This is a genomic window from uncultured Gimesia sp. (assembly GCF_963976445.1).
In the GTDB taxonomy this organism is placed as follows: domain Bacteria; phylum Planctomycetota; class Planctomycetia; order Planctomycetales; family Planctomycetaceae; genus Gimesia.
Genome location: NZ_CAXBKP010000006.1, coordinates 242,461 through 255,253 on the forward strand (window position 1 = coordinate 242,461; position 12,793 = coordinate 255,253).

Sequence of the window (12,793 nt, forward strand, 5' to 3'; positions counted from 1 at the left end):
CTTGTTGGAGACTAGGAATTTCCATCTTTGAAAATGACCGGGAAGATGTGCCGCCCGCGTTTTGTGAGATCGTAATTTAATTTCTGTCTGGTGAAAACCCCGTAACCACTGTTTATAACCCTACTTTGATCGATTTTTCGCCGTTTTTGATTCCCGATGATGTCTCAAATTCACCAAACGAGGAAAAAATGCCCCCTGTCGAACGACTGAGCCGTGCTGAAGTCCGTAGTGTAGATCAACGGACCATTGAAGAATTTGGACTGCCTGGAATTGCATTAATGGAAAATGCCGGGCAGGGTGTATTTGAGCTGCTTTTATTCCTGAAAGTAACAGGGCCCGTCAAAATTTGTGCAGGCAAAGGAAATAATGGCGGTGACGGATTTGTCATCGCCCGCCACCTGGACAACGCCGGGATCCCCGTACAAATTTTTCTGTTGGCTGATCCCCAACAACTGACGGGAGACGCCGCGATCAACTATCACGTCGCATCTCGCATGGGAATTCCCATCCAGGCTGACCCCGATTTAAGTGATCCGCATGCATTTCGCACATTTCTCAAAAATGCGGACTGGATTGTTGACGCTTTCCTTGGAACCGGCGTGCAGGGAACAATCCGCGCCCCATTTACGACCGCCATTCAAATCATCAACGAAGCTGCCGGAAACAAACTGGCCGTTGATCTCCCGTCTGGCCTCGATTGTGATACAGGGCTGCCGCTCGGCGACTGCATCATTGCTGAGCAGACCGCAACGTTCGTGGCGGAAAAGAAGGGATTCAGTGCTCCCGAATCGAAACAATTTACCGGCACCGTCCATGTAGTGGATATTGGCGCGCCCCGGCAAATCATCACGGAACTCCTTGAAAAGCGGCCTTCCTGACAGGATTCACCTGTCCAAAATGGCTTAACGGAAGGAGAACTCAGCAGAAAATTCACCTGTTTCATGGAAACGGGGGTTCTCAAAAGTAGCTCAATACCTATATATTGTATTTCAACTGAATTACCTCTCGTGGTTTATTTCTGCCAATTCCTGTTTACTGAAACGGGGACAAGGTTCGTCTGAATGGACAAAAATTTCTGGTATCTCAAGAACTGTGATTTGTTTGAACGGCTGAGCCAGGATCAAATCGCGCAGGTCGAACGGAATTCTTCCGTACGGCAATTCGGTCGGGGAAATCTGGTTTACCTCCCGACAGAAAGCAGCGATTCGGTATTCCTCCTGCTCTCCGGACGGATCAAGCTCTATCACATCACCAGCGAAGGCAAGCAGGCACTATTAGCCCTGATCGAACCGGGTGAATTGTTTGGAGAACTGGCGATCCTGGGTGGAGGCGAACGCGAAGAATATGCTGAGGCTATGCTGAAATCAACGATTCTCCGCATCCCCGGCCCGATCATACAAGAACTGATGCAGCAACATGCCACGGTCTCACTGGGTGTGACAAAACTGATGGGACTACGGCGGCAACGAGTGGAACAGAGATTGAAATCGCTGCTGTTTCGTTCGAATCGTGACCGATTGACTCACTTGCTACTTGAGTTAGCGGAAAAATACGGCCGCTTCACTTCCGAAGGCGTTTTTATCGATATCAAACTGTCGCATCAGGAATTGGCCAGCATTATCGGTAGCACACGGGAAACGGTAACCGTACTACTGGGTGAACTGCAGGACGAACGATGTATCGACATTCAGAAGCGCCATGTGATTTTAAGAAAAGCCCAGCACCTGGCGAATTCGATTGATTTTAAACTGACCCCCGCCTTGCGATCCAAGCCAGATCAGTCCGGGGAATATTTGTTAAGGGGCGCGGAAGCCTAACGAAATGGGTCATTTTTCAGTCAACACAAAACAGAATCGTGTTTGATCTGTAAGCTACCTCACAGATTAAACACAAACAGAATACGATAATAAAGAACAGGGACGACTTCCCTAAAACACAAAGGTGTCATTCCTACCGGAAGAGTAGGAGGTTTTAACATGAACAAAAACAACTCAGTCAAACATCAGCCAGATTCTGAAGGGGAGTGGAGTGCTTGCCCGGCAGGTAATCTGTGTAAGTTTGTTTCTGTGATGAAAAAACGGAAACAGATCAGCCATTTCATAACGGGTGCGGAAATTCTAACCGTTTGTCTGGCGATAGGTTTGATCGGGTTTCTGGGCATGAATCAATTTTCCAGCGAGGCGAATCAGCCAGGGCAACGCATTGCTGAAAAACCGTGTCCAGGAGGCCTGTATTGTAAAGAGGTGCTGGCGCATGCCAAAGGCTACGTTGCTCATACACTGGATCAGGAGTTGACGCAAAAAGTCGATGCACACTTGGCAGACTGCCCGCATTGCCAAAAAAAGGTTGATCAACTGAAAGCAAACGCGCACAATAACGCAGCCAATCAGAAAGCCGCCTTACAAAAACAGGCTGCTTGGGAAACCTATCTGCTGGCATTAAATCAATAGTAGTCGCGTCATCAATCACGGAGCGTTCTCTCCACATACGCTTCGGATCTCTGATTCCCTGAAAGGATTGAGGGAAGAATGTCCCAGGAAGAAAAACGACCGGAAGTCAATGATACGGTCTCTAATGAGGATGATTTTCTCGCTGCCTTCGCGTCAACGGGCCCGGTCGATGAAAGTCTGGACGAGGACTTCGAACGTGCCTTGGAAGCTTTAGAAGCCGTCGAGCGAGATCTGGAACTTCCCGAAATTCCTGCCGACGTGGAAGAGGCGCCTGACAACAAAACAACCAGTTCCAGTTCTCAGTCGCATGTGAAGCGGGAAGCCCGCATTCCTCCCCGACAGATTATTGAAGCATCGCTCTTCGTAGGTGGAAAACCACTCACAACCAAGAAGCTCTGTTCCCTCTTGAATGATGAATACTCGTCTTCTTATGTTGACGATTTGCTGGATGACCTAAACCGTCAATACAACGAGGAGTCACGGCCTTATGAAATCCGCATGGAAGAAGGCGGTTATCGACTGATCCTGCGATACGATTTCGAACGCATCCGCAACCGTGTATTCGGCTTTGGACCGAAAGAGGTCAAACTCTCACAAGACGCGTTAGAAGTGCTGGCACTCGTCGCCTATCATCAACCAATCACGAAAGATGCCATCGTGGAAGCCGGCAAAGACAAAGCCGCCGGCATTCTACGCCAGCTCTTAAGACGCGAACTGATCGCCATCGAACGTGAAGAAGACAAAAAAGTGGAAGTCAGATACATCACCACCGCCCGCTTCCTGCAGGTCTTCGGCCTGGGAAATGTCGAAGAACTCCCCTACAGCGAATCGCTGAGCCAGAAGTAATGTTGGCAAAGGTACCACCATTCTCTAACCAATTGCTATTCTGATTCATCTATGATACACAGCCGCTTTGTTGTGAAGTTCGAGACGTCCAGAGCGCACTCGCGGACCAGACTGCAATACTAGCCCACGCCAGTGATCCAAGACCCAGTGAGCGATACATCGCCAACCGCCCCTGGTTCCCGCCAGGATTATCGGGCAGAAAGATTTCTCCCACCAGCAGACTGCCAAAACCGAGCAGGGCGCAGAGTGAAAAGACGACCAGAAACACCCAATGTTGCTTGCGAGGAACGGAATCTAGTTTCATGATTGACCTGCTTCGATTAAAGCGTGTGTTTGATCGCGTGAATAAAAACGGAGCATAAAATATTATCCTTAGCGTTCTACTAAGATGTCAAGCGGTTTCTATTCCAGACGCAATTCCAGCCACCGTTGACCGCTACAATGAATGCGTTTTGAGACGTTGGTTCGAGTTCAGGCTGGATTTCAATGGCCTATGGAATCGTTGCTGACACGGTACTTTACAATTACAACGTGTGCCTGGTTCTCGATTTTTTCAAACGCGTTGCGCATCACATTAAGAGACCATGCTTTACCCCTGTTTCCTGAACCCGATCCAATGAGTGGAAACGCGACACTCTGAAATTGATTTTCATTGACGACCTTCATGGCATTAATCACAGAGTTTGTCACGGAATACTCGGTTGCAAACCACAACAGATTGATTCCGGCAACATGGATGATGCCCTGAAAAGGTAACCGGCCGGCCGAAGTCAGCCGGGCTTCACCCAGGGGAATTGTGCCACATTTGGCGACTTCCCGAAACGGCGTTATGCCTCCCTGCTTCTTAATAGCTCCCGACACGCCTTGCGGTAACAGCAACCACCAGGGAATCACATTACGATTCCAACTGTTGACAATCACTTCCGTTTTCTGATCTAAAATGTTTCCCGTGACAATGTCTATTTTCATGTTCGCGACCAGAAACAAAGAATCATACGCAGAGGGTGTCCTATCACTCCTCATAGAACCTTAGACACGTTCACTCGAATTTTTTGTGTCTATTTTTGAATTAATTCCGCGTGCCTGATCTCTCCTGGGAATCCATTTGCGGGCCATGTCTTTTGAATAATAGCTTCGAATTTGGTCCGGCGTTACTTCGTCTTCGAGTTGGTTAACAATGCCGTATACTCGAATCATCTCGTAGGCAACAGCCATCAAAGCAAACAGCAACCAGAACGGAACTCCGCCAATTTTGTATCTGACGCAAAATCCGATCAGGCAGCTCCCGATCAGAAACGGCCAATTGATGCATGTCGGATAGAGGTCTATTTTTTTCATGTGTTCCTCTGATTTCGTCTCAACGAGGTTTTACCCCGATGTTGAATTGACTGAAATACATTTCTAAAATATCTGTTAAAGCAGTCTGCTGCTGAGGTCATCAATAATTAACGGAGGAACAAGCTTTTCTCTCACCGCATCCAGCTCGTTTCGTGACAACCATGAGACTTGAAAAGTTTCGCCATCCGATTCTGTTCCTGCCTCAGGCAACGCTTCTCTGACAGCATCGTCAATCTGACAGAGATAATGAAACATGATTTCGTGTTCGGGACTTCCCTGAAATTCAAAGATGGATTCATGAAAATTCAGGAATTCCAGCCGATGACCGGTCACTCCCAGTTCCTCGGACAGTTCACGTTTCGCAGCGGCCTCTAGAGTTTCGCCAAATTCCACGCCGCCACCCACGGGAATATAGAACCGAAAATCACGAACTGGATCAAAGCCTTCCGCCAGCAACACCTGCCCCTGATTGATCAGAGAGATAATCACTTTGGCGCGGATTTTCATAGTTGTGTTTTCTTTCAGATCATCGTGTGCCACCGTTCGGCTTGTCCGACGGTGCCGCAAATTATTATAAACGATGAATTCTTTAGAGGATCTCGTTATGGAGCTTCGACCCTTTCCAGGAATTCACCTATCATCTCTCTCTCTTCATGGTTTACAGAATTCACTTTAAAGCGAATCGTATCTTTCCAGGTAACTTCTGAATAGTCGATTAATGACGGCGTATAATCGCAGGGACCGCATTCCTTGAGTGTGAGGCCGTGGGGGCCTTTGCGGACCTTCGTCGTGAGAATCATACCCGGCTGCGGTCCAATTAGCCGCGTTGATGATTCGAATAGAAATTGATCTGTGTCTCCAGTAAATCGAGGTTCAGAATTGATCTTGTCCAGAGGTGCCGTCCGTGAGCGAACTACCACCACATAATCGGCAGGCGCGTTTTCAGGCGGTTGTTGATTTTCGGTCCACCAGCGAGGAGATTCAAACCAATCAATTGAATAGATCTCAACACAATATTTGCCATTGGGAATCGTAAGTAAGATACCGCGTTTTTCATTAACGGAGCTGAATCGCTCAGCGCCTCCCGGTAAACATTCACCGGGCCCAATGAAGAGAGAGCCTGATACAACTTCGACTCCCAGATTCTCTATCAGTTCCTTAGCATAATCACGTTCGTCGGAAGTTAATTCATCACCTGTAACGCGTGCTTGATAAACACCATCACCGCCAAGTGAAATGAGAGCAACGACACCTGCTTTGACTTCTTCAAGCTGCCCGAAATCATCACACCACCAGTCAACAATATCAGCGGCGCGATGTTGCAGACTCTGCGGATCAAAGATAGCTAGCGTCGCCGAGTCAGTAAAAAATTGAACTGTTTGGTCCATCACAGCCTCTCTCCACAATCGTGTCAGCACATATTGTTGTCAGAAAAAGAGTTTGTCCTCTGAATTTGTAGACTCACCGTCTCCACAACAGTAATTTCAGGACCGCAAGATCAGAACCCTTTCCTGATTCTACAAACACAGTATAAGCCACAACAACTTATGTGGCTATTTCAAATAGCTGCCGTGATGGTTGCAGGGAAAAATCAGTATATCAGAGAGCCATGAGTTCCGTGAACGGAAATGAGATGCCTGACAGTTCGGGTATCAGGCCTGGGGTACTGGAAATGCCACGCCTCATAACCCGTTGTCGATTCTATTTCCAGACGTTCCCCGGTCTCGAAGATTAAAATCAGACAACCATCATGGCGGGCCACTGCTTCCTTGAGCTGGATACCGATCAGATGGTCAAGCCTGTGTAAGTCAGCATGCCAAAAACCTTTGCCCGGCTTCGTGCCGTGAATGATGCGTGAATTGTCCGAATCGATGATTCGGAGTTCGTCTTCGAACAAAATCAGGGATTGCTCAGAATCCTGACTTTCGAAGATCATCCCAGTCAGGCCGGTATCGCAAAAGGAAACCAGGGTATCACTCCCAATTGGCAGAATAATATCGCGGCCGCGTTTACAAAGTTTTTTCATTCTTCAACCTGCAATTCCTCCCCGCTTTGGGGAAGCTCCGGTGCATGTTTGATACCGGCTTTATGCAATGCAGCCATCGCGCGAAAGGCCACTTCGCCCCACTGTTTTCGAATTGTTTCGGGCGTCTCTTTTGGGATTTTACGCCATTCATTCGCGAGGAACTGAATCTGTTCAGGATCTAACCAGAGTGCAAGACGTCCTTTTTCTTGTTCTGCGTCGGCGTTCGTTAAATTGCCCTCATCACGAAGTCTGTCACGTGCTTCAGCAAGAATCACTTTATAGTTTGGCAGGAACGGCCCCGAGACAGCCGCTTCTAAAACCGCCTGAAGATTCCACACCGCACGCATCTCAGCCTGATCTTCAAACCCGAACAAGCCCTCTTCTGTAAATCGAGTCAGCAACTCGAACAGAACGAGCGCTTCATCATCGGTGATTTTGATATCCATCGTTTTCATATCTTCTATTTTGCATCGGGTTGTCGGTCGACAAAACGATCATAGAATAACTGCACTGTGTTTCGAATTCGATCATCCAGTAACAGTAAGGTCTGCTCGTATATTTCTTGAGGCACACCGCCATAAAAAGGTTCGGCGATTGCTCCCGCGATACAGGCCATCGTATCTGCATCACCACCTAGTGAAATCGCATTCCGGATGGCCGATTCGTAATCGGTCGACTCCAGAAAGGCGATGATGGATTCTGGTACCGAACCTTGACAGGAAACATCAAACACATAATGCGGCCGAATCTCTTCCAACGAGCGCTGTAAATCATAGCCGAATGTGGTTTCGATATACTCACGGATTTCAGTCCGGGAACTTCCGGTGCGAGCCAGAAAGACACAGGCTGCCGTTGCCTGGGCACCATAAATTCCCTGCTGATGATTGTGGGTAACCTCTGCCGACTTTTTCGCCAGATACAGGCAATCGGCCAGGGTTTCTGTTGCATAAGCCACCGGACTGACGCGCATGGCAGAGCCATTCCCCCAACTCTGATAAGGTACGCGCCGGCGCAACTGAGCCCAAGACAGAAATGTGTGTCCGTAACCTGCCTCCGGATAGAGTTTGACATAACGATGCAGGGTGTTAACAAGATCACTCTCTTTTAACAACCAGTCCGCCACAGCGGTTGTGAGCACCGTATCGTCGGTAAAGGTCGACTCTTCGCGAAATAGATAAAAGTCCGTCGACTTCGTGGGAAAATGTTCGAAATACGAACCGATGACATCGCCTACGATTGCACCCCACATTCGATGTTTCCTACGAAATTATGCTTGTGAAGAATTCATTCACACACCGAATACTTCTTCCAGCGCGGCCCGCATGACTTTGGGATCGGGGTCTACGCCGGTCCAAAGTCGAAAACCAATCACTCCCTGATTCACGAGCATGCCCAGGCCGTCCAATGTGGGGCTTCCTATTTTCGCGGCTTCGCGGAGCAGGTGGGTTTCCGGCGGATTGGGGATCACGTCGGATACAATCATGTTGGGTTTGAGCGAACTGAAATCGAGCGGGAAGACGGCGTCCACATCGGGATACAAGCCGATCGAGGTCGCGTTAATCACAACATCGACGTCCTCGGCAAGGGTATAATCGCCATCCCAATGTGTGAATGAAACGGGCACGCTGGTTTTTTCGCTCAACAGTTGAACGAGTGCTTCGCCGCGCTCGGCGCTGCGGTTGACGATTGTAATTTCCGCGGCTCCTGCGAGTGCGGTTTCCACGCCAATCGCCCGGGCAGCACCACCGGCGCCGAACATCACGATTTTTTTGCCCGCGGGATCTGTCAGTTCTTTTAACGACTGCACGAAGCCTTTGCCGTCCGTGTTCTCGCCTATCAGCTGATCGCCTTTGCGGACAATGCAGTTGACAGCACCCATCATCGCGGCGGCGTCACTAATGCCATCGAGGTGTTGAATCACGGCGACTTTATGCGGGATCGTTAAATTCGCGCCTCGAAATCCCATCGCCCGTAAACCGCCGACCGCCTGCGCCAGATTTTCCGGTGCGACTTCAATTGTCAGATACCGCCATTCCAGGCCGCAGTCATTGTAAGCCGCCTCCATCATGCATTGAGTCGGATTTTCAGCGACCGGCTGCCCGAACACGCAAGTCAGTTCCTGTTTGAAATTGAGCGGCTGATTCATGAGGTTCCTTCTTCTTGCTGCTGAATTGACTACGATGGATAATGGCAGTTACGCTTCGTGGAAACCGAGTGCATCAAAGATGCGTTTGCAGGCGAGCGAACGGTTCAATGCGTAAAAGTGAATGCCGGGCACGCCATCATCGATGAGTTCCTGGCATTGCCGGATCGCGAATTCCACGCCGATTTCAAACTGGGCTTCCGGGTCGTCCTGAACTGCTTCCAGTTTCTCTGTTAATTCCGCGGGAAATTCGGAATTGCACATCGAGCTGATGCGCTGGATCCGCCGAAACTCGGTGATCGGCATGATGCCTGGAATGATCGGGCAGGTAATCCCCGCTTGAACACAGCGTTCGCGGAAATTGTGAAAATGAGTGTTGTTAAAGAAGAGCTGCGTATAGACGGCATCTGCACCAGCATCCACTTTGCGTTTGAGATTTTCCAGATCGGTTTCCGCGTTCTGCGATTCGGGATGAACTTCCGGATAGCCGGCAACGCCGATGCCCATTTGAGGAAAATGTTCACGAATCAGCGCCACCAGTTCATTCGCATGCTTTAAGCCGCCATCGGCGGGCACAAACGTTTCCTGGCCCGCCGGAGGATCGCCGCGTAATGCCATGATGTTCGAGATACCAGCCTCGGAAGCACTATGCAGCCATTCAATCAACTGGTCCCGTGTGGATGCGACGCAGGTAAAGTGTGCGGTAGCCGTGGTATGCAGCTGATCCTGAATCGTTCCACATAGCTCGATGGTCCGTTTGCTGGTAGAACCTCCTGCCCCATAAGTACATGAAACAAAGGCCGGCTGATAGCGGATCAGCTCTTCCAGTGTCCGAAACAGCTCTGCATCGCCGCTTTCGTTTCTGGGAGGGAAAATTTCTACAGAAAGGCCGAATGTTCCGGGACGATATAATTCACTAATTCGCATTCTATTTTCTTGTCTGAAGAGGGTTTAAATCCACGTGCATTGCTCTAGAATCATCCAGAGAGGGGCTTGCACAGTGTATAAATTATCGTTTTTGCAGGTCAACAATTCTGGGTTTTCTATTGCCACTCTGGTTCGATTTTCCTATCTTGCAGTCAGCGTAGACACCGTTTACCTGTCTATCTGGCTCTATTCTGACAACTTTGATGACTCGCAGAAATGTTGGGCCGCACTCCACGGGCCTGAATACCGAAATGATGGTATCTCAGTTTGTTCGAGGTAAACGCCTTCGTTTTAATTTTTCAAAAGCATCAGAGTTCGCTTTTCCATTTGAAACGCGTGCTGATTTTTATTGGTATCATACGCTGATTTTGATCAGTGTTAATTTTGTCTGCTTAAGTAGAGCAACTATAATGCCATCATTCAAGCCCGTTTCCGCTTGAACACGAATCAAAAACTCCCCTTTTCCAATTGAATCACAAAGGATTGCGAATGTCGACCGAAACCAACTCACTACCGTATAAAGTCAAGGACTACAGCGAAGAGGAATTCCAGAAGCTGGCTGCCTGGGGTCGCAAGGAAATTGAACTGGCAGAAACTGAAATGCCCGGCTTGATGTCGTTACGGAAAAAGTATGGCAAAGAGCAACCGCTTAAAGGAGCACGGATCGCTGGCTGTCTGCATATGACCATTCAGACGGCAGTGCTGATCGAAACATTAACTGCGCTGGGAGCAGAAGTTCGCTGGTCGAGCTGTAACATCTTTTCCACACAGGACCATGCCGCAGCTGCGATTGCCGCGACCGGTGTCCCTGTTTTTGCCTGGAAGGGCATGAATGACGAGGAATTCGACTGGTGTATCGAGCAGACGCTCTACTGGCCGAACGGAGAATCCTTGAATATGATTCTGGACGACGGTGGCGACTTGACTGTCATGGTACACGAAAAGTACCCCGAAATGCTCAAAACAATCAAAGGACTCACCGAAGAAACCACCACCGGTGTGCACCGTTTACATCAGATGCATGAAGCTGGAAAGCTTGGTGTGCCTGCAATCAATGTCAACGACTCTGTTACCAAGAGTAAGTTCGACAACCTGTATGGCTGCCGCGAATCGTTGGCAGACGGCATCAAACGTGCCACCGATATTATGATTGCCGGTAAAGTCGTCGTCGTCTGTGGCTATGGTGATGTCGGTAAAGGTTGTGCCGACGCCATGAAAGGCCTGGGAGCACGTGTGCTGATCACAGAAATCGATCCGATCTGTGCACTGCAAGCTGCGATGGAAGGCTTCGAAGTCACCACGATGGAAGAAGCTGCCAGCCGCGGCGATATCTTCGTAACCGCTACCGGTTGCTGTGACGTTATCTGTGGCGAACATCTTGATAACATGAAAAACGAAGCCATCATCTGCAACATCGGCCACTTCGATTCGGAAATTCAGGTTGCTTACCTGAAGAACCGGAAAGATATCGAGCAAATCGAAATCAAACCTCAGGTCGACAAGTTTGTTTTCCCTGATGGTAAAGCGTTGCTCGTGCTCGCGGAAGGTCGTCTGGTCAATCTGGGTTGTGCGACCGGCCATCCTTCTTTTGTGATGTCAAATAGTTTCTCCAACCAGGTGATCGGCCAAATCGAACTCTGGAACGAAACCGACAAGTACGAAATCGGCGTGTACATGCTGCCGAAAGAGTTGGATGAAGAAGTCGCCCGTCTGCATCTGGATAAACTAGGTGTCAAACTGTCGAAACTCTCCAATGATCAGGCAGAATACCTGGGTATTCCTGTCGAAGGACCTTACAAACCGGAATACTATCGCTACTAAGAGCGATGAACCTCCGACATGTTGAATTTTGAAGCCTCCGAATCACCCTGGCTGTGGTTCGGGGGTTTCTTTTTGATGGTATCAGATTCTGTGATTGTCAGCTGAGGGATGAGTTTTTATAATCCGAAAGCAGTTTTTCCTGTGAAAACTGATCCTGCAAATCCATTCATCACAAACAAAGAAAGCTTCTTTCATGACACAGTCTTCTTCCCGCCGTGATTTCCTGAAACAAACGACCGCCTTTTCTGCCGGACTCGCTTTGACCGGTTGGGCCGGTTCCGCTTTTGCGGCGACTTCGCTCAACAACCCTTTGTTCGAAATTTCCCTGGCAGAATGGTCTCTGCACCGTGCACTCAAAGGCGGGAAACTGGATAACCTTGATTTTGCCAAAGTCACCAAAGAAGAGTTTGGTATCAATGCAGTTGAGTATGTGAATCAGTTCTTCAAAGACAAAGCCCGGGATGCGAAATACTTGGCCGAGATGAATAAACGGGCCGCTGATGTGGGCGTGAAAAACCTGCTGATCATGATCGACGGAGAAGGGGCACTCGGTGATCCTGATCCTAAAAAACGGACACAGGCAATTCAAAATCACCACCAATGGGTGGAAGCGGCCAAAACGCTGGGCTGTCATTCAATTCGTGTGAATGCCCGCAGCAATGGCAGTTATGAAGAGCAGCAAAAACTGGCAGCCGACGGATTAAGTCGTCTTACCAAATTTGCCGCGAAGTCTGGCATCAATGTACTCGTGGAAAATCATGGTGGTCTGTCTTCCAACGGTGCCTGGCTGGCTGGTGTAATGAAGCTGGTCAATCTACCCGGCTGCGGAACGTTGCCTGACTTCGGCAATTTTGTAATCGACCGAAAAACCGGCGAACAATATGACCGCTATAAAGGGGTCAAAGAACTGATGCCTTATGCCAAAGCTGTCAGTGCCAAAACACACGAGTTTGACAAAGACGGCAACGAGATCAAAACAGATTACGTGAAGATGATGAAGATCGTGCTTGATGCCGGCTATCATGGCTACGTGGGCATTGAATACGAAGGCAGCAAGCTCGACGAATATGCGGGCATCAAAGCCAGCAAGCAACTGTTGTTAAAAGTTCGCGAGGAACTGACTCCCGAACCTGAAGCTGAAGTCTGTTGCCCTGTTGAGGAAAGAGGACGACGCCTGGGTCGAATTTTCCGAAATCGTCGCTTCAGAAGGTAATTCGAACATTGATCCATGTCGTTTATGAT

General features: G+C 49.0%; 16 protein-coding genes. 6 read left to right on the plus strand and 10 right to left on the minus strand.

Features of this window, described 5'->3' with window-relative positions; genetic code table 11:
• Positions 1 to 188: 188 nt before the first annotated feature.
• The 4 genes from AAC022_RS09365 (at position 189) to AAC022_RS09380 (ending at position 3,296) form a co-directional block, all read left to right on the plus strand.
• Positions 189 to 878, plus strand: coding sequence for an NAD(P)H-hydrate epimerase (locus AAC022_RS09365; protein WP_339730338.1), 690 nt, complete (start codon positions 189 to 191; stop codon positions 876 to 878).
• Between the two features lie 183 nt (positions 879 to 1,061).
• Positions 1,062 to 1,817 (plus strand): Crp/Fnr family transcriptional regulator, encoded by a 756-nt coding sequence (locus AAC022_RS09370; protein WP_339730340.1) that lies wholly within the window; start codon positions 1,062 to 1,064, stop codon positions 1,815 to 1,817.
• Positions 1,818 to 1,976: 159 nt separating this feature from the next.
• A complete protein-coding gene (locus AAC022_RS09375; RefSeq protein ID WP_339730342.1) occupies positions 1,977 to 2,450 on the plus strand; it encodes a zf-HC2 domain-containing protein in 474 nt (157 codons plus the stop codon).
• Positions 2,451 to 2,528: 78 nt separating this feature from the next.
• Positions 2,529 to 3,296 (plus strand): SMC-Scp complex subunit ScpB, encoded by a 768-nt coding sequence (locus AAC022_RS09380; protein ID WP_339730343.1) that lies wholly within the window; start codon positions 2,529 to 2,531, stop codon positions 3,294 to 3,296.
• Positions 3,297 to 3,345: 49 nt separating this feature from the next.
• Here AAC022_RS09380 and AAC022_RS09385 read toward each other — a convergent pair whose 3' ends face one another.
• From AAC022_RS09385 to metF, 10 genes are all read right to left on the minus strand, one after another.
• Positions 3,346 to 3,600, minus strand: a complete 255-nt coding sequence (locus AAC022_RS09385; protein ID WP_339730345.1) for a hypothetical protein — start codon at positions 3,598 to 3,600, stop codon at positions 3,346 to 3,348.
• A gap of 179 nt (positions 3,601 to 3,779) precedes the next feature.
• Positions 3,780 to 4,265 carry a macro domain-containing protein gene (locus AAC022_RS09390; RefSeq protein WP_339730346.1) on the minus strand — a complete coding sequence of 162 codons (486 nt, stop codon included), beginning with the start codon at positions 4,263 to 4,265 and terminating at the stop codon, positions 3,780 to 3,782.
• Positions 4,266 to 4,325: 60 nt separating this feature from the next.
• Positions 4,326 to 4,634 (minus strand): hypothetical protein, encoded by a 309-nt coding sequence (locus AAC022_RS09395; protein ID WP_339730347.1) that lies wholly within the window; start codon positions 4,632 to 4,634, stop codon positions 4,326 to 4,328.
• Positions 4,635 to 4,709: 75 nt separating this feature from the next.
• The gene (locus tag AAC022_RS09400) at positions 4,710 to 5,141 is read right to left on the minus strand and encodes an NUDIX domain-containing protein (RefSeq protein ID WP_339730348.1); all 432 of its coding nucleotides are present in this window, start codon (positions 5,139 to 5,141) and stop codon (positions 4,710 to 4,712) included.
• Between the two features lie 95 nt (positions 5,142 to 5,236).
• Positions 5,237 to 6,022, minus strand: a complete 786-nt coding sequence (locus AAC022_RS09405; RefSeq protein WP_339730349.1) for a DUF6386 family protein — start codon at positions 6,020 to 6,022, stop codon at positions 5,237 to 5,239.
• Between the two features lie 203 nt (positions 6,023 to 6,225).
• Positions 6,226 to 6,660 carry a DUF6188 family protein gene (locus AAC022_RS09410; protein ID WP_339730350.1) on the minus strand — a complete coding sequence of 145 codons (435 nt, stop codon included), beginning with the start codon at positions 6,658 to 6,660 and terminating at the stop codon, positions 6,226 to 6,228.
• Positions 6,657 to 7,115 (minus strand): hypothetical protein, encoded by a 459-nt coding sequence (locus AAC022_RS09415; protein ID WP_339730352.1) that lies wholly within the window; start codon positions 7,113 to 7,115, stop codon positions 6,657 to 6,659. Before AAC022_RS09415 ends, AAC022_RS09410 begins: the two co-directional genes overlap by 4 nt.
• Positions 7,116 to 7,120: 5 nt before the next feature.
• Positions 7,121 to 7,909 (minus strand): ADP-ribosylglycohydrolase family protein, encoded by a 789-nt coding sequence (locus AAC022_RS09420; RefSeq protein WP_339730353.1) that lies wholly within the window; start codon positions 7,907 to 7,909, stop codon positions 7,121 to 7,123.
• 39 nt (positions 7,910 to 7,948) lie between these two features.
• Positions 7,949 to 8,806: a shikimate dehydrogenase gene (gene aroE / locus AAC022_RS09425; protein ID WP_339730354.1), complete on the minus strand. Its 858-nt coding sequence runs from the start codon at positions 8,804 to 8,806 to the stop codon at positions 7,949 to 7,951.
• Positions 8,807 to 8,854: 48 nt separating this feature from the next.
• Entirely contained in the window at positions 8,855 to 9,730 is an 876-nt protein-coding gene (gene metF / locus AAC022_RS09430; protein WP_339730355.1) for a methylenetetrahydrofolate reductase [NAD(P)H], read from the minus strand.
• A 489-nt stretch (positions 9,731 to 10,219) separates the two neighbouring features.
• Between metF and ahcY the strand changes: the two genes are divergently transcribed.
• On the plus strand, positions 10,220 to 11,551 hold the full coding sequence (ahcY, locus tag AAC022_RS09435; RefSeq protein ID WP_339730357.1) for an adenosylhomocysteinase: 1,332 nt from the start codon (positions 10,220 to 10,222) through the stop codon (positions 11,549 to 11,551).
• 193 nt (positions 11,552 to 11,744) lie between these two features.
• Entirely contained in the window at positions 11,745 to 12,764 is a 1,020-nt protein-coding gene (locus AAC022_RS09440) for a sugar phosphate isomerase/epimerase family protein (RefSeq protein WP_339730358.1), read from the plus strand.
• Positions 12,765 to 12,793 lie beyond the last annotated feature (29 nt).